General features: G+C 68.2%; 20 protein-coding genes. 11 read left to right on the forward strand and 9 right to left on the reverse strand.

Going from position 1 to position 21,468, the window contains the following annotated elements; genetic code table 11:
- The first annotated feature begins 91 nt into the window (after positions 1-91).
- From GFK26_RS14225 to GFK26_RS14270, 10 genes are all read left to right on the forward strand, one after another.
- Positions 92-2,959: an aconitate hydratase gene (locus tag GFK26_RS14225; protein WP_153282512.1), complete on the forward strand. Its 2,868-nt coding sequence runs from the start codon at positions 92-94 to the stop codon at positions 2,957-2,959.
- A gap of 10 nt (positions 2,960-2,969) precedes the next feature.
- Complete coding sequence (locus GFK26_RS14230) at positions 2,970-3,431, forward strand: metallophosphoesterase family protein (RefSeq protein WP_153282513.1); 462 nt, start codon at positions 2,970-2,972, stop codon at positions 3,429-3,431.
- A 121-nt stretch (positions 3,432-3,552) separates the two neighbouring features.
- Positions 3,553-4,389, forward strand: a complete 837-nt coding sequence (efeU, locus tag GFK26_RS14235; RefSeq protein WP_153282514.1) for an iron uptake transporter permease EfeU — start codon at positions 3,553-3,555, stop codon at positions 4,387-4,389.
- Positions 4,390-4,401: 12 nt separating this feature from the next.
- On the forward strand, positions 4,402-5,583 hold the full coding sequence (efeO, locus tag GFK26_RS14240) for an iron uptake system protein EfeO (protein WP_153282515.1): 1,182 nt from the start codon (positions 4,402-4,404) through the stop codon (positions 5,581-5,583).
- 22 nt (positions 5,584-5,605) lie between these two features.
- A complete protein-coding gene (gene efeB / locus GFK26_RS14245) occupies positions 5,606-6,919 on the forward strand; it encodes an iron uptake transporter deferrochelatase/peroxidase subunit (RefSeq protein WP_153282516.1) in 1,314 nt (437 codons plus the stop codon).
- A gap of 47 nt (positions 6,920-6,966) precedes the next feature.
- Entirely contained in the window at positions 6,967-7,803 is an 837-nt protein-coding gene (efeO, locus tag GFK26_RS14250) for an iron uptake system protein EfeO (RefSeq protein WP_153282517.1), read from the forward strand.
- A gap of 141 nt (positions 7,804-7,944) precedes the next feature.
- Positions 7,945-8,244, forward strand: coding sequence for a FeoA family protein (locus GFK26_RS14255; RefSeq protein ID WP_070062301.1), 300 nt, complete (start codon positions 7,945-7,947; stop codon positions 8,242-8,244).
- Complete coding sequence (gene feoB, locus GFK26_RS14260; protein ID WP_153282518.1) at positions 8,237-10,132, forward strand: ferrous iron transporter B; 1,896 nt, start codon at positions 8,237-8,239, stop codon at positions 10,130-10,132. The genes GFK26_RS14255 and feoB overlap by 8 nt, the downstream gene beginning before the upstream one ends.
- Before the next feature lie 35 nt (positions 10,133-10,167).
- A complete protein-coding gene (locus GFK26_RS14265; RefSeq protein WP_153282519.1) occupies positions 10,168-10,452 on the forward strand; it encodes a DUF6587 family protein in 285 nt (94 codons plus the stop codon).
- 5 nt (positions 10,453-10,457) lie between these two features.
- Positions 10,458-11,642, forward strand: a complete 1,185-nt coding sequence (locus GFK26_RS14270) for an FAD-dependent monooxygenase (protein ID WP_153282520.1) — start codon at positions 10,458-10,460, stop codon at positions 11,640-11,642.
- 259 nt (positions 11,643-11,901) lie between these two features.
- Here GFK26_RS14270 and GFK26_RS14275 read toward each other — a convergent pair whose 3' ends face one another.
- From GFK26_RS14275 to kynB, 5 genes are all read right to left on the reverse strand, one after another.
- On the reverse strand, positions 11,902-13,152 hold the full coding sequence (locus GFK26_RS14275) for an SMI1/KNR4 family protein (RefSeq protein ID WP_153282521.1): 1,251 nt from the start codon (positions 13,150-13,152) through the stop codon (positions 11,902-11,904).
- A 69-nt stretch (positions 13,153-13,221) separates the two neighbouring features.
- Positions 13,222-14,646, reverse strand: coding sequence for a reverse transcriptase family protein (locus GFK26_RS14280; RefSeq protein WP_153282522.1), 1,425 nt, complete (start codon positions 14,644-14,646; stop codon positions 13,222-13,224).
- 204 nt (positions 14,647-14,850) lie between these two features.
- Positions 14,851-15,714, reverse strand: coding sequence for a tryptophan 2,3-dioxygenase (kynA, locus tag GFK26_RS14285; protein ID WP_153282523.1), 864 nt, complete (start codon positions 15,712-15,714; stop codon positions 14,851-14,853).
- Positions 15,711-17,072 carry a kynureninase gene (gene kynU / locus GFK26_RS14290; RefSeq protein ID WP_153282524.1) on the reverse strand — a complete coding sequence of 454 codons (1,362 nt, stop codon included), beginning with the start codon at positions 17,070-17,072 and terminating at the stop codon, positions 15,711-15,713. Before kynU ends, kynA begins: the two co-directional genes overlap by 4 nt.
- Before the next feature lie 13 nt (positions 17,073-17,085).
- Positions 17,086-17,730, reverse strand: a complete 645-nt coding sequence (gene kynB / locus GFK26_RS14295) for an arylformamidase (protein WP_153282525.1) — start codon at positions 17,728-17,730, stop codon at positions 17,086-17,088.
- Between the two features lie 176 nt (positions 17,731-17,906).
- Between kynB and GFK26_RS14300 the strand changes: the two genes are divergently transcribed.
- On the forward strand, positions 17,907-18,383 hold the full coding sequence (locus GFK26_RS14300) for an Lrp/AsnC family transcriptional regulator (RefSeq protein ID WP_062477192.1): 477 nt from the start codon (positions 17,907-17,909) through the stop codon (positions 18,381-18,383).
- A 4-nt stretch (positions 18,384-18,387) separates the two neighbouring features.
- On the opposite strand, the gene GFK26_RS14305 is transcribed toward GFK26_RS14300, so the two are convergent.
- Genes GFK26_RS14305 through GFK26_RS14320 form a run of 4 tightly spaced genes read right to left on the reverse strand, consistent with a single transcriptional unit; the run spans position 18,388 to position 21,440 of the window.
- Positions 18,388-18,705 carry a YkgJ family cysteine cluster protein gene (locus GFK26_RS14305; RefSeq protein ID WP_153282526.1) on the reverse strand — a complete coding sequence of 106 codons (318 nt, stop codon included), beginning with the start codon at positions 18,703-18,705 and terminating at the stop codon, positions 18,388-18,390.
- Positions 18,702-19,262: a DUF2867 domain-containing protein gene (locus GFK26_RS14310; RefSeq protein WP_153282527.1), complete on the reverse strand. Its 561-nt coding sequence runs from the start codon at positions 19,260-19,262 to the stop codon at positions 18,702-18,704. Before GFK26_RS14310 ends, GFK26_RS14305 begins: the two co-directional genes overlap by 4 nt.
- A gap of 34 nt (positions 19,263-19,296) precedes the next feature.
- Positions 19,297-20,232, reverse strand: coding sequence for an ornithine carbamoyltransferase (gene argF, locus GFK26_RS14315; RefSeq protein ID WP_153282528.1), 936 nt, complete (start codon positions 20,230-20,232; stop codon positions 19,297-19,299).
- The gene (locus tag GFK26_RS14320) at positions 20,229-21,440 is read right to left on the reverse strand and encodes an aspartate aminotransferase family protein (protein WP_153282529.1); all 1,212 of its coding nucleotides are present in this window, start codon (positions 21,438-21,440) and stop codon (positions 20,229-20,231) included. Before GFK26_RS14320 ends, argF begins: the two co-directional genes overlap by 4 nt.
- Positions 21,441-21,468 lie beyond the last annotated feature (28 nt).

Raw genomic sequence — 21,468 nt, forward strand, 5'->3', positions numbered from 1 at the left:
GAGAGAGCCCGACAAGGAAGACTGACTACAGCGATTGACATTGATCCCCGCTATCCTTGAGGAGCTTCCACGAACACACAGGAGTCCTCTCATGGCCAAAGCCCCGGCGCACGCGTTTGCGTCCACCCTCAAGACCTTCAAGACCGCGTCGGGAAAGTCCGGCAAGTACTGGTCGCTGAAGGAACTGGCCAAGCAGTACCCGTCCGTGGAGCGTCTGCCGGTGTCGATCCGCATCGTGCTCGAGTCGGTGCTGCGCAACTGCGACGGCCAGAAGGTGTCGGCCAAGCACGTCGAAGAGCTGGCCCACTGGGCGCCCAATGCCGAGCGCACCGACGAAATTCCGTTTGTCGTCACCCGCGTGGTGCTGCAGGACTTCACCGGCGTGCCGCTGCTGGCCGACCTGGCCGCCATGCGCAGCGTGGCCGCCAAGCTGGGCAAGTCGCCCAAGACCATCGAGCCGCTGGTGCCCGTCGACCTGGTGGTCGACCACTCGGTGATGGTCGACTACTACGGCACGCCCAAGGCGCTCGACCTGAACATGAAGCTGGAGTTCCAGCGCAACAACGAGCGCTACCAGTTCATGAAGTGGGGCATGCAGGCCTTCGACACCTTCGGCGTCGTGCCGCCGGGCTTCGGCATCGTGCACCAGGTCAACCTCGAGTACTTTGCGCGCGGCGTCTACAAGAGCCCGGCCGACAAGAGCGACACGCCGGTGTACTACCCCGACTCGCTGGTGGGCACCGACAGCCACACCACCATGATCAACGGCGTGGGCGTGGTCGGCTGGGGCGTGGGCGGTATCGAGGCCGAGGCCGCCATGCTGGGCCAGCCGGTCTACATGCTCACGCCCGACGTGGTGGGCTTCGAGCTCACCGGCAAGCTGCGCGAAGGCGTCACGGCCACCGACCTGGTGCTGTACGTCACGGCCATCCTGCGCGGTGAAAAGGTGGTGGGCAAGTTCGTCGAGTTCTTCGGCCCCGGTGCCGCATCGATCGCCGTGCCCGACCGCGCCACCATCGGCAACATGGCGCCCGAATACGGCGCCACCATGGGCTTCTTCCCGGTCGACGAGATGACCGTGGCGTACTTCGAAGGCACCGGCCGCACCAAGGAAGAGGTCGAGCGCTTCGCCGCCTACTACAAGGCGCAGGGCCTGTTCGGCATGCCCGCGCCGGGCGACATCGACTACACCAAGATCGTCAAGCTCGACCTGGGCACCGTCTCGCCCAGCCTGGCCGGCCCCAAGCGCCCGCAGGACCGCATCAACCTGGGCGACCTCTCGACCAAGTTCGCCGAGCTGTACAGCAAGCCCAACGACGCCAACGGCTTCAACCAGCCGGCCGACAAGCTCAAGCAGCGCTACCCGCTGGTCGCCGCCGGCCAGGGCGGCGACGAAGAAGCGGCGCCGCCGCCCGCCGGCGCGCCGCGCGAGGTGGTCGAGATGGTCGCCAACCGGTCGACCAAGGCCGCGGCCCACACGAGCGCTTCGGCACCGCCCGCGCCCAAGGGGCAGGTCACCATCGGCAACGGCGACGTGCTCATTGCCGCCATCACCTCGTGCACCAACACCTCCAACCCGAGCGTGATGCTCGCGGCCGGCCTGCTGGCCAAGAAGGCGGTGGAAGCGGGCCTGAAGGTGCAGCCGCACATCAAGACCTCGCTCGCGCCGGGCTCGCGCATCGTCACCGAATACCTCGAGAAAGCGGGCCTGCTGCCGTACCTCGAAAAGCTGGGCTTCTACCTCGCGGGCTACGGCTGCACCACCTGCATCGGCAATGCCGGCGACCTCACGCCCGAGATCAACGACGCCATCACGAAGAACGACCTCATCGGCGCGGCCGTGCTGTCGGGCAACCGCAACTTCGAGGCGCGCATCCACCCGAACCTGAAGGCCAACTTCCTGGCCTCGCCGCCGCTGGTGGTGGCCTTTGCCATCGCGGGCAACGTGCTGACTGACCTCATGACCCAGCCCGTGGGCAAGGGCAAGGGCGGCAAGGACGTGTACCTGGGCGACATCTGGCCCACGCCGAAGGAGATCGACGACAACCTGCGCTTCGCGATGAACGCCAAGTCGTTCCGTGCGAACTACGAGAAGGTGAAGTCCGATCCGGGCAAGTTCTGGACGAGCATCAAGGGCACGACCGGCCAGGTGTACGACTGGCCCACCTCGACCTACATCGCCGAGCCGCCGTTCTTCGAAGGCTTCCAGATGCAGCCGCACGCGTCGGATGCCGGCATCCAGGGCGCGCGCGTCATGGCGCTGTTCGGCGACTCGATCACCACCGACCACATCTCGCCGGCCGGCTCCATCAAGGAAAGCTCGCCCGCGGGCATCTGGCTCAAGGCGAACGGCGTGGCCAAGGCCGACTTCAACAGCTACGGTTCGCGCCGTGGCAACCACGACGTGATGGTGCGCGGCACCTTCGCCAACGTGCGCATCAAGAACCTGATGATTCCGCCGGACGCCAACGGCACGCAGGAAGAGGGCGGCGTCACGCTGTTCCAGCCGGGCGGCGAGAAGATGTTCATCTACGACGCCGCCATGAAGTACATGGAAGCGGGCACGCCGACCATCGTGTTCGGCGGCGAGGAGTACGGCACGGGCTCGTCGCGCGACTGGGCCGCCAAGGGCACGCAGCTGCTGGGCATCAAGGCCGTGGTGGCGCGCAGCTTCGAGCGCATCCACCGCGCCAACCTGGTCGGCATGGGCGTGCTGCCGCTGCAGTTCCGCGGCGCCGATTCGTGGCAGACGCTGGGCCTCACGGGCGAGGAAAAGATCGACGTCGTGATCGGCGGCGAACTCAAGCCGCAGATGGACGTGAAGCTGGTCGTGCACCGCGCCGACGGCACGCACCAGGAGGTGACGGTGCGCCTGCGCATCGACACGCCGATCGAGGTCGATTACTACAAGCACGGCGGCATCCTGCCGTTCGTGCTGCGGCAGCTGCTGGCGGCCTGACGGATTGGGCTTGATCCGCGTCGGGCTCATCTCCGACACCCACGGCCTGCTGCGCCCGCAGGCCGTGGCGGCCTTGCAAGGCTGCGACTTCATCGTGCATGGCGGGGACATCGGCGACGCCGGCATCCTCGACGCACTCGCCGCGATCGCGCCGCTGACGGTGGTGCGCGGCAACAACGACCGCGAGGAATGGGCCGAGGCCATTCCGGAGACGGCTCTGCTGCAGCTTGGGAGCGTGCGGCTGCTGGCGATCCACGATCTTTCCGGACTGAGCGGCAAGCCGCTGGGGGAGGGCGTGCGCGTGGTCGTCTCCGGCCATTCGCACCAACCCAAGGTCGAAGAGCGCGACGGCGTGCTCTACGTCAACCCCGGCAGCGCCGGCCCGCGCCGATTCAAACTGCCTATCGCGGTGGCGGAGCTGATCGTCGACGGCGACACCGTCAGCGCGCGCATCGTCGAACTGCCCCTGTGAGCGGGGCGGGGTCGAATACCCCTAATTGAGAATAAATCTTATTTGATGGGGTATCCTCGGGCCGTTCTTTGAAAAATGCACCACATCGGGGCATTTTCAAAGAACTTTCTTCTGTTCCGAGATGCTCATTCCCTTCCTCATCATGCTGCGCGAAGGCATCGAAGCCGCGCTGATCGTCGGCATCGTTGCCAGTTACCTGAAACAAAGCGGACGCGGTGTGCTGATGCCCGCGGTGTGGGTCGGCGTGTTGCTGGCCACCGCGCTGTCGCTGTTCGCCGGCGCCGGCCTGCAACTGCTGGCGGCCGAGTTTCCGCAGAAGCAGCAGGAGCTGTTCGAGGGCGTGGTGGGGCTCATTGCCGTGGTCATGCTGACCACGATGGTGTTCTGGATGCGCAAGGCGGCCCGCTCCATCAAGGGCGAGCTGCACGCATCCATCGACAAGGCGCTGGCGCGGCATGCCGACGGGCAGGGCTGGGCGCTCATCGGCATGGTGTTTCTCGCGGTCGCGCGCGAGGGGCTGGAGTCGGTTTTCTTCCTGCTGGCCGTGTTCCAGCAGAGCACCGGCTGGGAAGCACCCGTGGGCGCGCTCGCGGGCATTGCCGTGTCGGTGGTGGTCGGCTGGGGCATCTATTCGGGCGGCGTGCGGCTCGACCTGCGCCGCTTCTTCCGCTTCACGGGCCTGTTCATCCTGCTGGTCGCAGCCGGGTTGCTGGCCGGCGTGCTGCGCAAGCTGCACGAGGCCGGCGTATGGAACCAGCTGCAGACCGTGGTGTTCGACATGAGCGAAACCCTGCCGATGGACAGCCCCGTGGGCGCCGTGCTGTCGGGCCTGCTGGGCTACCAGGCCGCGCCCGTGGTGGGCGAGGTGATCGTCTACCTGGCCTTCCTAACCGTGGCCCTGTTCTTCTTCCTGCGCCCGGCGGCTGCTGCGGCGCCGCGCACGGCGACTGCCGGCTGATCTTTTTTTCCGATGTCTTCTTCCTCTTCTTCTTCGTCATCGACGCTCATGCGCGTCGCCGTGGGCGCCTCGGCGCTGCTGGTCGTTGCCGGCCTTGCGGCCTTCTGGTACGCCTCGAACCAGGCGCGCAAGGCACCGCCCAAGGCGACCGACCACGCCGTCACCGTCACCATTCGCGGCAACGCCTGCGACCCGAACGACATCACCGTGCCTGCGGGCCGCACGACCTTCACCATCGTCAACCAGTCGAACCGCGCGCTCGAGTGGGAAATTCTCGACGGCGTGATGGTGGTCGAAGAGCGCGAGAACATCGCGCCCGGCTTCTCGCAGACCATGACGGTCAAGCTCTCGCCGGGCGATTTCGCCATCACCTGCGGGCTGCTGAGCAACCCGCGCGGCAAGCTGCATGTCACGCCGTCGGCGGCCTCGCTGGCCGAGGAGGCACGGCCCTCGCTCGTCAACTACGTGGGCGCGCTGGCCGAGTACCAGGTGTTCCTGCGGCTGGAGGCCGCCACGCTCGACGACGCGGTGCGCGCGCTGGCCGATGCCGTCAAGGCCGGCGACCTGGCGCAGGCGCGCGCGCTCTACGCGCCGGCCCACCAGGCCTACAAGCGCATCGAGCCGATGGCCGAGCTGTTCGCCGACCTCGACGCGCGCATCAACGCCCGCGCCGACTACTTCGAGAAGCGCGAGGCCGACCCGGGCTTCAGCGGCTTCCACCGCATCGAGTACGCGCTGTACGGGCAGGGCGACGCGAAGGCGCTGGCACCGGTCCTCGACCAACTGCTGGCCGACGTCGAGACGCTGCAGACGCGCCTGCGCGCACTGAGCGTGCCGCCCGAGCGGCTCGCGAGCGCCGCCTCGAAGTTGCTGCGCCGCGTGGCCGACAACCTGCCGGCCGGCGGCGAAGACCACTACGGCCATGCCGAGCTGGTGAACCTGCAGGGCAGCTACGAAGGCACCAAGAAGATCGCCGACCTGCTGCAGCCGCTGCTCGTCAAAGCCGCGCCCGCGCAGCAGAAGGCCGTGGATGAACGCTTCGCCGCCTTCGACGCCGCATTGGCGCCGTACCGCGCGGGCGAAGGCTTCAAGCCTGCGCCGCTGGACGAGGCGCAGCGCCAGGCGTTGGCTGGGCCCGTGCGCGCTCTGGCCGAGGAACTGGGCAAGGTGAACGCCGCGCTCGGGTTGGAATGAGTTGAGAGAGAACGACGATCCCATGGAACCGACGAAGAAGAACGACGTCCCCGTCGCGGGACATCCCGCCTCGCCGCACCGCCGCCGCATGCTCGGCGCCGCGGGCGTGGCCTTTGCCGGGCTCGCGGCCACCGCGCGTGCCGGCGCGGCCATGCCGGGCCCGCCCGACACCGGCGCGCAGGTCACCGACGCCCCGCAGAGCACCCACACGCAAGACCGCGTGCCCTTCCGCGGCAAGCACCAGGCGGGCGTGGTCACGCCGCGCCCCACGGCCGGCATGATCGCTTCGTTCTACGTGCTGGCCGAGAACCGCGCCGACCTGGAGCGGCTGATGCGCACGCTCACCGAGCGCATCGCCTTTCTCACGCAGGGCGGTCCGCAGACCGACCCCGACCCCAAGCTGCCGCCCGCGGGCTCCGGCATCCTCGGCCCGGTGGTGCAGCCCGACGGGCTCACCGTGACCGTGTCGGTCGGCGCGTCGCTGTTCGACGAGCGCTTCGGCCTCGTCAAGAAAAAGCCGCTGCGCCTGAACCCGATGCAGCGCCATCCGAACGACGCGCTCGATGCCGCGCTATGCCACGGCGACCTGTCGATCCAGTTCTGCGCCAACACGCCCGACACCAACATCCACGCGCTGCGCGACATCATCAAGAACACGCCCGACCTGCTGGTGCTGCACTGGAAGCAGGAAGGCTCCGTGCCGCCGATTCCGGCCGTGGCGGGCCAGCCCGCGGAGAGCGCGCGCAACTTCCTCGGTTTTCGCGACGGCTCGGCCAACCCCGACTCGGCGGACGACACGCTCATGAACAAGCACGTCTGGGTGCAGCCGAACGGCGACGAGCCCGCGTGGGCCGTGGGCGGCAGCTACCAGGCGGTGCGGATCATCCGCAACTTCGTCGAGCGCTGGGACCGCACGCCGCTGCAGGAGCAGGAGGCCATCATGGGCCGCCTCAAGCCCAGCGGCGCGCCGCTGGACGGCGGCAAGACCGAGCACGACGTGCCCGACTACGCGAAAGATCCCGAAGGCAAGGCGACGCCGATGGACGCGCACATCCGCCTGGCGAACCCGCGTACCAAGGCTTCGGACGCCAACCTGATGCTGCGTCGGCCCTTCAACTATTCGAACGGCGTCACCAAGTCGGGCCAGCTCGAGATGGGCCTGCTGTTCATCTGCTATCAGGCCGACCTCGAGAAGGGTTTTGTCGCCGTGCAGACCCGCCTCGATGGCGAGCCGCTCGAGGAATACATCAAGCCCATCGGCGGCGGCTTCTTCTTCACGCTGCCCGGCGTGCAGGGCGCCGACGACTGGCTCGGGCGCAGCCTGCTGGCCGCCTGATCTCTCACTCACTTTTCATCACCACCGCATCGCACCCAAGGAGATCCATGACCGTGCTGTTCCGCCGCCGCTTCCTCGCCGCTTTCGTCGCAGGCTTTGCCGGCCTTCATGCCGTGGGCGCGCAGGCCGCCGTGTCGCCGCTCGAGCTGGTCGGTCCGATCTCGGACTACAAGATTTACGTGACGCAGAACGTGCGCAAGCTGGCCGCCGACGTGCGCGTGTTCACCGCCGCCGTGAAGGCCGGCGACATGGAGAAAGCCAAGAAGCTCTACGCACCCACCCGCACCAGCTACGAGCGCGTCGAGCCCGTGGCGGAGCTGTTCACCGACCTTGACCAGTCGATCGACTCGCGCGCGGACGACCATGAAAAGGCTGAAAAAGACCCGGCCTTCATCGGCTTTCACCGCATCGAGTACGGCCTGTGGACGCTCAAGAGCACCAAGGACCTGAACCCCGTGGCCGACAAGCTGCTGGCCGACGTGCTCGAGCTGCAAAAGCGCCTGGGCGCGCTGACCTTCCCGCCCGAGAAGGTCGTGGGCGGCGCCGCCGTGCTGATGGAAGAAGTGGCCGCCACCAAGATCTCCGGCGAAGAAAACCGCTACAGCCACACCGACCTGTGGGATTTCCAGTCGAACTTCGAGGGCGCCTACAAGATCGTCGAGCTGCTGCGCCCGCTGGTCGTGAAGCAGGACAAGCCCTTCGCCGAGAAGGCCGACGCCAACTTCAAGGTGGTGTTCGACACGCTGGCCAAGTACCGCACGGCCGACGGCGGCTTCGAAACCTATTCGAAGCTCACCGAGCGCGACCGCAAGATGCTGGCCGGGCGGGTGAATACGCTGGCGGAAGACCTGTCGAAGCTGCGCGGCATGCTCGGATTGAACTGAGTCTGGCCCAGAGGGAGGCACTCATTTCCGCCTGACCCACCACTTTTTGGGGTTGGTCAGGTTTTCGCGAGTGAGAATTGCTAGCATCTGGCTTTTGCTTACTGGCGTGCCCCGGTGTTTCCGGGGGGCGCAACCCCCACCGTGCGAAACAACGACCTCGGCGCAGCGCCGACCACCACCGCGCTGAGCCTCGACCAGCTTCCGTCCCATCAGTGGGCCACCGTGCTCGACGTGGCCCGCCCCGACAGCGCGGACGACCGCGAGCTCGTGCTGCGCCTGACCGAAATCGGCTTCGTGCCGGGCGAGGCCGTGCGCATCGTCGCCACCGGCACCCCGGGCCGCGAGCCGCTGGCCGTGCGCCTGGGCCACACCACCTTCGCGCTGCGCCGCCACGAGGCCGCGCTGATCCACGTCACGCCGGGAGCCGCGAACCATGGTTGAAGCCGTCATCCAGGGGCCGGGCCGCCTCGGCGCCACCGCACAGCCCGGGCGCATCGCGCTGCTGGGCAACCCGAACTGCGGCAAGACCGCGCTCTTCAACCTGCTGACCGGCAGCCGCCAGAAGGTGGCCAACTACGCCGGCGTGACCGTCGAGCGCAAGGAAGGCACGCTGCGCACGCCCACCGGCCGCCGCGTGTTCGTGCTCGATCTGCCGGGCGCCTACAGCCTGAACGCGCTGAGCGCCGACGAGGCCGTCACGCGCGACATCGTCACCGGCCAGGCGCAGGAGGCGCTGCCCGACCTGCTCGTGTGCGTGACCGACGCCACGAACCTGCGCCTGAACCTGCGCCTGGTGCTCGAAGCGCGCCAGCTCGGCCTGCCGATGGTGGTGGCGCTCAACATGACCGACATGGCCAAGAAGCAGGGCATCACGGTCGACACGGCCGTGCTCTCGCGCGAGCTCGGCGTGCCGGTGATCGAGACCGTGGGCGTCCACAGCGGCGGCGCGAAGCATCTGCTCGAAGCCCTCGACCAGCCCGTGGCCGCCGCTGCGCCGCAGCCCTGGAAGGCGCCGGGCCTGGACGACGTGCTCGCCACGCAGCGCGAGGTGCGCCGCATCCTCGGCCTGGCCGTGAAGGAGCCCGTGGGCAGCCTGGACACCAGCGACCGCATCGACCGCGTCGTGATGCACCCGGTGTGGGGCATGCTGGTGCTGGCCGTCACCATGTTCCTGATGTTCCAGGCCGTGTTCAGCTGGGCCAACGTGCCGATGGACGCCATCAAGGCGGCCACCGAAGGGCTGGGCAACGTCATCAAGACGCACATGCCCGAAGGCATGCTGCAGAGCCTGCTGGTCGACGGTGTCATTGCCGGTGTGGGCGGCGTGATCGTGTTCCTGCCGCAGATCCTGATCCTGTTCCTCTTCATCCTCGCGCTCGAAGACTCCGGCTACCTGCCGCGCGCCGCGTTCCTGCTCGACCGCATGATGGGCACCGTGGGCCTGTCGGGCCGCTCGTTCATTCCGCTGCTGTCGAGCTTTGCCTGCGCCATTCCGGGCGTGATGGCCACGCGCACCATCAGCAACTGGCGCGACCGCATCACGACCATCATGATCGCGCCGCTCATGACCTGCTCGGCGCGGCTGCCGGTGTATGCGCTGCTGATCGCGGCCTTCATTCCGGCGCGCACCGTGGGCGGCATCTTCAACCTGCAGGGCGTGGTGCTGTTCGCGCTGTATGTGTTCGGCATCGTCTCGGCGATGGCCGTGGCCTGGGTCATGAAGCGCTTCCGCGACAGCACGCGGCGCTCGCCGCTGTTGATGGAACTGCCGGCCTACCGCTGGCCCAGCCCTCGAAACCTGGTCGTGGGACTCTATGAACGAGCGTGGATCTTCCTCCAGCGCGTCGGCACGATCATCCTCACGCTCACGATCCTGCTGTGGTTCCTGTCGACCTTCCCGTCGCCGCCCGAAGGCGCGACCGGCCCCGCCATCCAGTACAGCCTGGCCGGCATCATCGGGCGCGGGCTGGAGCACATCTTTGCGCCCATCGGTTTCAACTGGCAGATTTCGATCGCGCTGGTGCCGGGCATGGCCGCACGCGAAGTCGCGGTGGGCGCGCTGGGCACGGTGTACGCGCTCTCGGCCACCGGCGACGACGTGGCCGGCGCGCTGGAGCCGCTCATCGCCGGCAGCTGGTCGCTCGCGACCGCGCTGTCGCTGCTGGTCTGGTATGTGTTTGCGCCGCAATGCATCTCGACGCTCGCGGCCGTCAAGCGCGAAACCGGCTCGTGGAAATACGTGTGGATCATGGCGGGCTACTTATTCGCCCTGGCATACGTGGCATGCTTCTTGACCTATCGCATTGCACTCGCTTTCGGAGCGGGGTAAAACCACAGGGACACAGGGAAAAGGTTGAAGAAGACATGACACAGCAACTGATCGTCGGATTGATCGTCGCGGCCGCCGCGCTCTACGCGGTCTGGCGCTGGATGCCCGCCGGCTGGCGCCGCGGTGCCGCCCGCAAGCTCGCGGCCGGCACGCAGCGCGCGGGCCTCATCGATCAGACCCGCGCCGATCAGCTCGCCGCTTCGCTGGCCAAGACCTCGGGCTGCGGCTCGTGCGACAGCTGCGGCAGCTGTGCCCCCAAGAAACCCGCCGGCGCCGAGCCGGCCGACAGCCACAGCCCCACGCCGAGCACCGGACGCTGAGTCCGATGCCCGCGCACATCCTCGTCGCAGGCGGCGGGATCGGAGGGCTGGCCACGGCGCTGGCGCTGTCCCGCGCCCACCACCGCGCCGACGTTTTCGAACAGGCCGCCGACTTCGGCGAAATTGGCGCCGGCGTGCAGCTCGGCCCCAACGCCACCCGCCGCCTTCACCAACTCGACCTCGGCCGCGGCCTCGCGGCCATCGCGGCGCGCCCCGATGCGCTCGTGGTTCACAGCGCCGGCAGCGGCGCCGAACTGGCCCGCATGCCGCTGGGCGACGCCATGCAGCAGCGCTACGGCGCGCCGTATTGCTGCGTGCACCGCGCCGACCTTCACACGCTGCTGCTCGATGCCGTGCGCGCGCAAGGCACGGGCTCGCTGGTGACGGCCGCGCGCATCCGCCAGGTCGAGACCAGCGACGACCTCGTCTGCGTCTCGAGCACCGACGCGCGCGCCTGGGAGGGCGAGGCGCTGGTGGGCGCCGACGGCCTCTGGAGCCTGGTGCGTGCGCAGCTCGAATCCGAATCCGCCGAAGCGCCGCCGCGCGTGACCGGCCACACGGCGTGGCGTGCGTTGGTGCGGCAGGCCGACCTGCCTGCGGCGCTGCGTCGTTCGCGCGTCGATGTGTGGCTCGGGCCGCGTTTGCACGCGGTCGCGTACCCGGTGCGCGCGGGCGATGCGCTCAACGTCGTGGTGATTGCCGAATCTGCACCGGCTGGCGATGCGCGCGATTGGGACCAAGCCAGCAGCCTTGCGGCGCTGAAGAGTGCCATGGGTCGCAGCTGTGCGAGCCTTCAGTCATTGCTCGATGCAATGCCGAGCTGGCGCGCGTGGACGCTGAGTGATCGCGTGCCCGTGGCCGGTCCTGGCGATATGGCGCATGAGCGTGTGGCGCTGGTGGGTGACGCTGCGCATCCGATGGTGCCGTACCTTGCGCAAGGCGCTGGCATGGCGATCGAAGATGCGGTCGCATTGGCGCACGCGTTGGGCGACACCTCCGCTCTGGGTGTGCCGGCTGCGTTCGCACGCTATGCCGAGGCGCGATGGGAACGCAACGCGCAGGTGCAGGCACGGGCGCGTCGCAACGGCGAAATCTTTCATGCCACCGGTGCCGTGCGTTTCGGGCGCGACATGGCGATGCGTGTGTTGGGCTCCCGGTTGCTCGATCAGCCCTGGTTGTACGGCGGCTGATTCAGGGCGCGTGCCCAGGCCACCGGGTACTTCCCTCCGCGAATGTCCCCCGCTTCGCTCCTCCTTGATTTCGCTGCGGGAAGCACCCAGTGTCCTGAGCACAAGAAGCGGCGCTGGTGTGCGGCCGATCAACGACTGCACTGAACACGCTCACGTCGATGGGGTGCCTTGCGCAGCGAAATCAAGGGGGAGGCCGCAGGCCGGAGGACATTCGCGGAGCAAGGCTCCCCGTCGGCGGGAGCGTCGCCCTGAAAGAACGTCAGAGCCGAAACGTCTGCAGATGCTCGATGCGCTCAGCCAGACCTTCCTGCCCCAGGTAATGCCCCTGCGTCCCATCGCGCATCTGCGCGAGCGTGGTTTCCAGTTCGACCAGCATCGCGTCGCGATCGGCCACGAAGGCCGGCGGCACGTCGATGCCGATCTGCGTGCAGGCGTCGGCGATCAGGTGCGCGCTGGCGGGGGCACCGCAGGCCGCGCATTTCACGATGGCCGCGACGGTCGGCTCGGCGCCGTTGTCCAGCAGGGCGCGCGTGAGTTCGGGCGAAATCTGGCCGTCGATGTTGCGCAGCACGTCGGATGCCACCGGCGCGCCTGCACGCACCAGCGCTGCCGCGGCGGCGAAGGCGCTGTGTCCCACGGCCACGTCGGTGGCGAGTGCGCTGCCTTCATGCGGGCCTTCGAAGTTCAGGCCCGCGGCGGCGAGGTCGGCGACCAGCGCGGCGTCGTCGGCGGCGATGGCGTGGCGCAGCGCCGCGCGTGCGAGCGCCGGGTGATGGCGCAGCGTGCCGTCGGCGAGCGGCGTGCGCCAGTCGACGATGGCGCGGCAATAGAAGGTGACCAGCTTGTCCATCAGGTCGAGGTCGAGCCCGTAGCCTTCGTGGCGGTCGTCGAGGTAGGCGAGCAGTGCTTGCCCCGAGAAGTAGTCGCTCGTGGGCGCCAACGGGTCTTCGTCGAGATGCAGCGCCGCGAAGGCGCCGTCCAGATCGGCGGCGACGGGGCTCAGGCCGTCTTCGTGCAGCGCGTGGGTCCAGGCCGGCGGCAGGCCTTGCTTCCACGCGATGATCTGGCCGTGCGTGGCGCCGGGCTCGACCACCGCGTAGACGCGGTCGCAGTACTCGAAGCCGCCGAAGGGCAGGTGCGTGAGCTTGCCGCTCCAGGGCGTGCCGCTGTCTTCGGCCGCTTCTTCGGCGAGTTCCTGCTCGTGTTCGATCCAGCCCTGCAGGTCGCGGTAGCCATCGCTGCCGTCCCAGAACAATTCTGACCAGCTGACGCTTTCGACGTTGCCGTTCATCGGCAGCGCCAGGTCGTAGTCGAGGCGCCCGCCCGCCGTGTGCCGCCACAGCGCGACCAGCGGCTCGGGCAGCGGGCCCGCGCACAGCGCCTGCACCGCATCGATCTGCTGCTGAGGCATCGGCGGCTGCGCGTCGAAGATCACGCGGTCGGCGAAGAGCACGACGCCATGTTCGCGCAGGGTGGAGAGCTCGTCGGGTGTGAACCGGATGTCGTTCATGGCAGTGGTCTCCGTTGTTTCCAAAATGTAGCGCTTTGCGCAGATGGAACAACCCATGCCAGCCCTATTTCATGAAGGTGGTTGTGCGGCGTCCGGCCAGTCGATGCGATCGAAGAGGCGCATCAACCGGACCTTGCGGGTCGGGCTGAACTGGCCGATCCACGCGATGTGGCCCAGGAGGTGGCCGCGAAAGTCATCCAGCTTCGCGTGGTTCTGGGCCGCAGGACCATGCATCACGCACCGATGCAGTACGGCCTTCAGCCGGTCGAAATCTTCGCGCGGTGCGTTGGCCTTGTCGTTGACCACCACGCCGGTCACGCGCTGCTGGCGGTGCTGCGGCATGCAGCGCACCTTGCGCGGATGCAGCGCGAAGCCTTCGTCGGCCGCAATGCCGCTCACCCAGGCCCGCAACGCGGTGAACTGCGCGCGCAGCGTGGCCGGCCCCGAGAACACGAGGTCGTCGGCATAGCGCGTGTAGGTCGCGCCGAAGACCCATGCCAGGCCTTCGAGCCGCAGGTCGAGCCGGAAGGCGCAGAGATTCGCCAGCGCGGGCGAGCAGGGTGAGCCTTGCGGCAGATGCGGCGCGGCCAGCCGCTTGGCGCCGAGCCAGTCGAGCCCGCCGTCGTCGCGCAGGCGTTCGATCACGGCGCTGTCGGTGCGGTGCGTGCACAGGGCCGTGAGGGCGCGCGCCACGCCCTCGGGGTAGCCCAGCGTGCGCCACATCGCATGCACGCGCGACGCACGAACGCTGGGAAAGAAATCGCGCAGGTCGAAGCCGATCACCACGTCCTTGCCTGCATGGGCGGCGGCATGGCTGGCGACCGAGCGGCCTTGCACGAAACCGTGTGCGGCCTCGTGCACCGGCACGTGCTGCAGCAGGTCGTCGAGGATGCGGCGCTGCGCACGCTTCAGGTCGGCCTTGGGAATTTCGAGCAGGCGCAGGCCGCCGAGGCGCTTGGGCTGCAACTGGTAGCGGTAGTGAGACGCGGGGCAAGGGCTGGATGCATCGGGCTCGCGAAAGACCTGCGTCGCTGACGTGAGCCATGCCAGGCGATCGGGTTCGAGTTCCAGCCACCGTGCGAGGTCGGCCAGCGTGGGAACCTCGGGCAAGGCGAAGTGGTCCAGGCCCAGCGGGCGCGGCAGCATCTGCGCGGGCCGCAGGATGATGCGGCGCACGTGGGGCAGCTCGTCCTGCGCGAAGGCCAGGTCCAGCTCGGGCATGTCGTGGATCGCCTTCGCCAGCGCGGGCAGGTCGGTGCGCTGCCATGTCGCTTGCGAGCGCTTGCCAAGTACTTCGGCCAACGGCTTCAGCCATGCCGCATCGGTGCCCAGCGTTGCGGCGGCCCGTGCGTGCAGGGCGTCGGGCGCGGTACCGCCGGGCTGCCGTGCATCGGCCAGCAAGGCGCGCGCGAGGCTGCGAGACAGCCATTCCCTGTAGCTCAATTCGCGCGTCATGAAGGTGATGAGGCCGATCGACGAAGGTGGTGGTGGCAACCAGCCCTTCAACCTGCCGGTGATGCGCCAGCTGGGCTGCGCGTTAGCGCAGATCCGCTTGCGCGCCGGAACGGGTAGCCATCCATCCACCGCGGGGTTTCCCCGCAGCACAAGGTCAAACGACGAATCGCATCACCTTGTCGAGTCTTGAAGTGCTGGTGCCGCGCGGATTGTAGGAGCGGGCGGTGCGCACGGTCTTCCGCACTACAGATCGGTGCGCAACTTCCAGATCTCAGGGAACAGCACCACGTCGAGCATCTTGCGCAGGTAGCTCACGCCGCCCGTACCGCCGGTGCCGCGCTTGAAGCCGATCACGCGTTCGACCGTGGTCACGTGGCGGAAGCGCCAGAGGCGGAAGGCGTCTTCGAGATCGGTGAGTTTTTCGCCGAGCTGGTACAGGTCCCAGTGGTCGTGCGGATTGCGATAGACGACGAGCCACGCCGCCTCGACGCCGTCGCTCGATTCATACGGTTGCGTCCAGTCGCGCTCGAGCCGGTCGGCGGGCACGGGCAGGCCGTGGCGTGCGAGCAGGCGCAGCGATTCGTCGTACAGCGAGGGCGCGCGGTAGGCGGCATCGACCTGCGCGAGCAGGTCGGCGCGGTGCGCGTGCGGCTTGAGCATGGCGGCGTTCTTGTTGCCGAGCAGGAACTCGATGCAGCGGTACTGCGCACTCTGAAAACCGCTGGAGTTGGCGAGGTAGGGGCGCATCGCCGTGTACTCGGGCGGCGTCATGGTCGAGAGCACGGTCCACGCGCTCACGAGCTGTTCCATGATGCGGCTCACGCGCGCGAGCATCTTGAAGGCGTCGGGCAGGCGCTCTTGCGCGATGCACTGCACGGCGGCGTGCAGCTCGTGCAGCATGAGCTTCATCCAGAGCTCGCTGGTCTGGTGCTGCACGATGAACAGCATCTCGTCGTGCGCGGGCGACAGCGGATGTTGCGCATTCAGGATTTCGTCGAGATGCAGGTAGTCGCCGTAGCTCATCGACGCGCTGAAATCCAGCTGCGCCTTTTCTTCGTGGACGATGGACTCGGGGGTCTTGTTGTTGTTGTCGTTGTCGGTGCTCATGTCACTGCGTTCTTGCGGTTGAATTCAGCGCGTCGCCACTCGCCGGTTTCGAGCACCTGCACGAGGTGTTCGACCGAGTGCCACACATCCTCGAAGCCGACATACAGCGGCGTGAAGCCGAAGCGCAGGATGTCGGGCATCTGCGAATCGCCGGCGCGGTAGTCGCCGATCACGCCGCGTGCGATCAGCGCCTGCACGATGGCGTAGGCGCCTTCCTCGCGGCTGAGGCACACCTGCGAGCCGCGTTGCGCATGGTCGCGCGGCGTGACGAGCGAGAGGCCTTGTCCTGCGCAGCGTTGCTCGACCAGTTGGATGAACAGGTCGGTGAGCGCGAGCGACTTGGTGCGCAGCGCGGCCATCGCACCGCCGGTGCCGTTGAAGGCTTCGGCAGCGAGCACGGTGTCGAGACCGCACTCGAGGCCGGCCAGCGCGATGACCGGCTGCGTGCCGCACAGGTAGCGGCCGACGCCCGGGGCGGGGCGGTAGTGCGGCGTGAACTCGAAGGGCGCCGCGTGGCCCCACCAGCCCGACAGCGGTTGCTCGAACTGGCCTGCGTGCCTGGTGTTCACCCAGGCGAAGGCCGGCGCGCCGGGGCCGCCGTTGAGGTACTTGTAGCCGCAGCCGATCGCGTAGTCGGCGTCGCTGTCGTTGAGCGCCACGGGCACGGCGCCCGCGCTGTGTGCGAGGTCCCACACGGTGAGCGCGCCCACGGCGTGTGCGGCGGCGGTGACGGCCTTCATGTCGTGCATGGCGCCGGTGCGGTAGTTGACGTGCGTGAGCATGAGCACGGCGACTTCGTCGGTCAGCGCCGTGGGCAACTCGCTCGCGTCGATCAGCTTCAACGTGAAGCCACGCTCGCGGCACAGCGATTCGGCGATGTACAGGTCGGTCGGGAAGTTGCTGCGCTCGCTGACCACCAGCTTGCGGCGGGACTGTGAGCCCCCAGGACTCGGCACGCCGAGTCCGTCCCCCGAGGGGAGCGAGGAAGCTTGGGAGCGGCCCGGCGCTTCCTCGGCCTTCTGCTGCGAGAGCGCCGCGAACAGCACCTTGTAGAGGTTGACCGACGTGCTGTCGGTGCACACCACTTCGCCGGGCGCGGCACCGATCAGGCGGGCCACCTTGTCGCCCAGGCGCTGCGGCAGGTCGAACCAGCTCGCGGTGTTCCAGGAGCGGATCAGGCCTTCGCCCCATTCCTTGGCGACCACTTCGGCGATGCGCGCGGGCGCGGCCGTGGGCAGCACGCCGAGCGAGTTGCCGTCGAGGTAGAGCACGCCCTCGGGCAGGGTGAATTGGTTGCGCAAGGTGCGCAGCGGGTCTTGCGCGTCGAGGGCGCGGCAGTCGGCGAGGGTCGTCGTCATGGAAGGGGTGGTTTCAGCGGGGAAGTTCGCGCAGCACGGCGCGCACGGGGGAGGCATCGGCGCTCGTCAGCTTCAGCGGCAGCGCGATGAGTTCGTAGTCGCCCTCGGGCACGGTGTCGAGCACGAGGTTCTCGAGCACGCGCAGGTCGAGGTGGCGGATGCGCTGGTGGCTGTCGAGCGTCTTGCTGTCGGCCGGGTCGATGCTGGCGGTGTCGATGCCGATGAGCTTCACGCCCATGGCCGCCAGGCGCTCGACGGTGGCGGGCTCGTAGGCCGCGAGCTGCGGGTCCCAGCGGTCGACGGGCATGGACTGGTAGGTGCGCACGAGCACGCGCGGGGGCAGCGTGTCGGTCACGGCATGCGCGATGTGCGCCCAGGTGACCAACGGGCCGCGGCCGATCGCGTGGATCACGCGGCAGGGGCCGAGAAAGGGCGTGAGGTCGACCTGGCCGATGGTCTGGCCTTCGGGGGCGTAGTGCAGCGGCGCGTCGGCATGGGTGCCCACGTGCGGCGACAGCGTGATCGCGCTCACGTTGACCGGGCAGCCGGGGCCGATGGTGGCGCACCACTGCTGAGAGTACGGCGTGTCGCCCGGGAACACCGGGCTGCCAGCGTGCACGGGGGCGGAGATGTCCCAGAGTCGGAGCGGGGCGGTCATGGCGGGCGGCAAGGCGAAGGAAGAAAAAAGGCAGTGTGGGCCGGTTGGAGGCGCTCCACAAGGGGCCGGCGGGTGCCGAATGCTATGCGCAGTGGCTGCCTTGAGTCGAGAAGTTATCCATCAATCATCGAAAGATTGAATAATCTATTCATTCAACGGGAATTGGAGAACAGATCATGCAAGCCGACCTCGACCGAACCGACCTTCAGCTGCTGCGCGCGCTGCAGGACAACGCCCGCCTGACCTCGGGCGAGCTGGCGCAGATGGCGCACCTGTCGCAGTCGCCGTGCTGGCGGCGGGTGAAGAAGCTGGAAGACGACGGCGTGATCGGCGGCTACCACGCGGGCCTGAACCGGCGCGCGCTGGGCTTCGGCGTGCTGGCCTTCGTGATGGTCGGCATCGACCACCAGACCGAGATTTCGTCGCGCGCCTTCGAAGACGCGGTGTGCGCGATTCCGGAGGTGGTGATGTTCCACGGCATCTCGGGGCCGGCGGACTTCATCCTCGTGGTGGTCGCGAAGGACCTCGACGCCTATTCCGACCTGCTGCAGCGCAAGCTGCACCGCCTGCCGGGCGTGCGCCACGTGCAGACGCATTTCTCGCTGCAGGAGTTCAAGGGGCAGTTGGGGGGATTGCCAGTGCCCGTGGCCTGAGCGGTCAGTGCAGCTCGTCGGACAGCATCGCGAGCCCATGCCGCAGGCGCGCACGCTGGCAGGCGTCGCTGCCGGCCTGCAGCTCGTGGCAGGGGTTCGGCCGCCATTCGTAGATGCCGCAGGCCACCGACTGGCCGATCTTGCCGATGAGCGCGGCGCAGCGCGGCGGCGTGTGGTCGGTGCCGCGCATGCGGCACAGGGCGTCGTTCACATCGACCGCCAGGCCCGAGGGAACGCGGCCCCCGTTGTCGTCGAGCTCGTGGACGCTGAAGTCGACGCGGTAGGCGGCGCAGCAGGCGCCGCAGGTCTGGCAGGGATTCATGAGGCGAGCAGCGCGGCGTCGCGCACGCGCTGCAGCATGCGGCGGCGGATCAGCCCGCTCGCGGGGCGGATCAGCAGCCAGTAGGCGGTGAAGCGGCGTTGCGCGGCGGCATCGCCGCACCAGACCCGGGTGCGGGTGGTGAGGCGCGTGCCCGAGCCTTCGGGCTCGGCCGTGAAATGGAGCACCAGCTTGGCGAGGCCCGTGGCATCGAGCGCCGCGAAGGCCGGGCCGTCGGCCAGAGGGACCAGGCCGTAGTCGAAGCGCCAGAAGCGGCCGGCCAGCCCAAAGGCCAGTTCGCGTTCGCCGTCGCGCCCCAGCGGCGTGAAGTCGGCGAAGCTGAAGGCCTCGCGCTGGCGCAGCGTGGGGGCGGCGAGGCCCAGCCGGCTGGCCAACCGGTTCGGCAGTTCGCGCAGCGCGATGAGGCTGCGCGCCACGGGGTCGTCGGTGATCTCGGGCCGGGCCGCCACGTCGAGCACGCGCGCGGGCGACGCGGGCACATGGAGGCTGTGCGTCTCCGCGAACTGGTAGCGCGGCAGGTAGCGGTTCATCAGCTCCATGCGGCGCCTCGTGGGTTCAGCGGTTCGATGTCTGTCAGAGCCTGCCGAGCAGCAGGAACTCCATCAGCGCCTTCTGTGCGTGCAGCCGGTTCTCGGCCTCGTCCCACACCACCGACTGCGGACCGTCGATGACCTCGGCCTGCACTTCCTCGCCGCGGTGCGCGGGGAGGCAGTGCATGAAGAGGGCGTCGGGCTGGGCGATGCGCATCATGTCCTCGTCGACGCACCAGTCGGCGAAGGCCTTGCGGCGCGCCTCGTTCTCGGCCTCGTAGCCCATGCTGGTCCAGACGTCGGTGGTGACGAGGTCGGCGCCGCGGCAGGCTTCCATCGGGTCCTTGAAGACCTTGTAGCTGTCGCCCGAGCGGATGCCGGCGATCGACTGGTCGACCTCGTAGCCGCTGGGCGTGCTCACGTGCACGGTGAAGCCCAGAATTTCAGCGGCCTGCAGCCAGGTGTTGGCCATGTTGTTGCCGTCGCCGACCCACGCCACGGTCTTCCCCTGGATGGAGCCGCGGTGTTCGATGTACGTGAAGATGTCCGCGAGGATCTGGCAGGGGTGGAACTCGTTGGTCAGGCCGTTGATGACGGGCACGCGCGAGTGCGCGGCGAAGTTGTCGATCTTGGTCTGCTCGTAGGTGCGGATCATCACCAGGTCGACCATGCGGCTGATGACCTTGGCGCTGTCCTCGATGGGCTCTGCGCGGCCCAGTTGGCTGTCGCCCGTGGTCAGGTGCACCACGCTGCCGCCGAGCTGGTACATGCCGGCCTCGAAGCTCACGCGGGTGCGCGTGCTGGCCTTCTCGAAGATCATGGCCAGCGTGCGGTCGGTCAGCGGCTGGTGCTTTTCGTAGGTCTTGAACTTCTTCTTGATGATCGCCATGCGATCGAAGAGGTAGACGTATTCGTCGGCCGTGAGGTCCGAGAACTGCAGGTAGTGGCGCAGGGCGTTCGGTGCGGCGGCGGTCGTCATTGCGCAACGGGCTCCGAAAGGAAGGCTTTGACGATCGGCGCGAGGATCGCAACGATCTCGTCGGCTTCGGCAATGCTCAGGATGAGCGGCGGCACGAGGCGGATCACCTTGTCGGCCGTGACGCTCAGCAGCAGGCCGGCGTCGCAGGCGCGGTTCAGGATCACGCCGCAGGGACGGTCGAGCTCGATGCCCAGCATCAGGCCCTGGCCGCGGATTTCTTTCACGCCCGTCAGGCCGCCGATTTCGCGTTCCAGCGCGGCCTTCAGGTGTGCGCCCACGGTGGCGGCGTTCTCGAGCAGCTTGTGCTCTTCCATGATGCGGATGGTTTCCACACCGGCGCGCATCGCCAGCGGATTGCCGCCGAAGGTGGTGCCGTGGTTGCCCGGGCCGAAGATGTTGGCGGCCTTGGGGCCGGCGACGACGGCACCGATCGGCACGCCCGAGCCCAGGCCCTTGGCCAGCGGCATCACGTCGGGCAGGATGCCCGCCCACTGGTGCGCAAACCACTTGCCGGTGCGGCCCATGCCGCACTGCACTTCGTCGATCATCATGAGCCAGTCGCGCTCGTCGCACAGGGCGCGCACCTGCTTGAGGTAGTCGACGCGCATCGGGTTGATGCCGCCTTCGCCCTGGATGGTTTCGAAGAACACGGCGACCACGTTCGGGTTGCCTTCGGTGGCCTTCTTCAGCGCCTCGATGTCGTTCAGCGGCACGCGGATGAAGCCTTCGACCAGCGGGCCGAAACCGGCCTGCACCTTGGGATTGCCGGTGGCCGACAGCGTGGCGATGCTGCGACCGTGGAAGGCCGCTTCGTAGACGACGATTTCGGGGCGCTCGATGCCCTTGTCATGGCCGAACTTGCGGGCCAGCTTCAGGGCGGCTTCGTTGGCTTCCAGGCCGGTGCAGCAGAAGAAGGCGTTGGTCAGGCCCGACAGCTCGGTGAGCTTGGTGGCGAGCTGTTCCTGTCCGGTCACGTGGTAGTAGTTGGAGCTGTGGATCAGCTTGGTCAGCTGGTCCTGCAGCGCGGGCACCAGCTCGGGGTGGTTGTGGCCCAGCGTGTTGACGGCAATGCCGCCCAGGCCGTCGAGGTACGCCTTGCCCGTGGTGTCCCAGACTCGGCAGCCCTGGCCGTGCGACAGCGCGATCGGCAGGCGACCGTAGGTGTTCATGACGTGGGGCGAGGTGGGTTGCTGGGCGGTGGCGCTCATTCGGTACTCCAGATAGGGAACACGAATT

The sequence above is a fragment of the Variovorax paradoxus genome, assembly GCF_009498455.1.
Lineage (GTDB): Bacteria > Pseudomonadota > Gammaproteobacteria > Burkholderiales > Burkholderiaceae_C > Variovorax > Variovorax paradoxus_H.

Coding starts and splice junctions, on each gene's coding strand:
- GFK26_RS14270 (WP_153282520.1), top strand. CDS start 10,458: ATGCCCGCGCACATCCTCGTCGCAGGCGGCGGGATCGGAGGGCTGGCC.
- kynU (WP_153282524.1), bottom strand. CDS start 17,072: ATGACGACGACCCTCGCCGACTGCCGCGCCCTCGACGCGCAAGACCCG.
- efeU (WP_153282514.1), top strand. CDS start 3,553: ATGCTCATTCCCTTCCTCATCATGCTGCGCGAAGGCATCGAAGCCGCG.
- argF (WP_153282528.1), bottom strand. CDS start 20,232: ATGACGACCGCCGCCGCACCGAACGCCCTGCGCCACTACCTGCAGTTC.
- efeO (WP_153282517.1), top strand. CDS start 6,967: ATGACCGTGCTGTTCCGCCGCCGCTTCCTCGCCGCTTTCGTCGCAGGC.
- GFK26_RS14320 (WP_153282529.1), bottom strand. CDS start 21,440: ATGAGCGCCACCGCCCAGCAACCCACCTCGCCCCACGTCATGAACACC.
- efeB (WP_153282516.1), top strand. CDS start 5,606: ATGGAACCGACGAAGAAGAACGACGTCCCCGTCGCGGGACATCCCGCC.
- GFK26_RS14265 (WP_153282519.1), top strand. CDS start 10,168: ATGACACAGCAACTGATCGTCGGATTGATCGTCGCGGCCGCCGCGCTC.
- GFK26_RS14225 (WP_153282512.1), top strand. CDS start 92: ATGGCCAAAGCCCCGGCGCACGCGTTTGCGTCCACCCTCAAGACCTTC.
- feoB (WP_153282518.1), top strand. CDS start 8,237: ATGGTTGAAGCCGTCATCCAGGGGCCGGGCCGCCTCGGCGCCACCGCA.
- kynA (WP_153282523.1), bottom strand. CDS start 15,714: ATGAGCACCGACAACGACAACAACAACAAGACCCCCGAGTCCATCGTC.
- GFK26_RS14310 (WP_153282527.1), bottom strand. CDS start 19,262: ATGGAGCTGATGAACCGCTACCTGCCGCGCTACCAGTTCGCGGAGACG.
- GFK26_RS14275 (WP_153282521.1), bottom strand. CDS start 13,152: ATGAACGACATCCGGTTCACACCCGACGAGCTCTCCACCCTGCGCGAA.
- GFK26_RS14300 (WP_062477192.1), top strand. CDS start 17,907: ATGCAAGCCGACCTCGACCGAACCGACCTTCAGCTGCTGCGCGCGCTG.
- kynB (WP_153282525.1), bottom strand. CDS start 17,730: ATGACCGCCCCGCTCCGACTCTGGGACATCTCCGCCCCCGTGCACGCT.
- efeO (WP_153282515.1), top strand. CDS start 4,402: ATGTCTTCTTCCTCTTCTTCTTCGTCATCGACGCTCATGCGCGTCGCC.
- GFK26_RS14305 (WP_153282526.1), bottom strand. CDS start 18,705: ATGAATCCCTGCCAGACCTGCGGCGCCTGCTGCGCCGCCTACCGCGTC.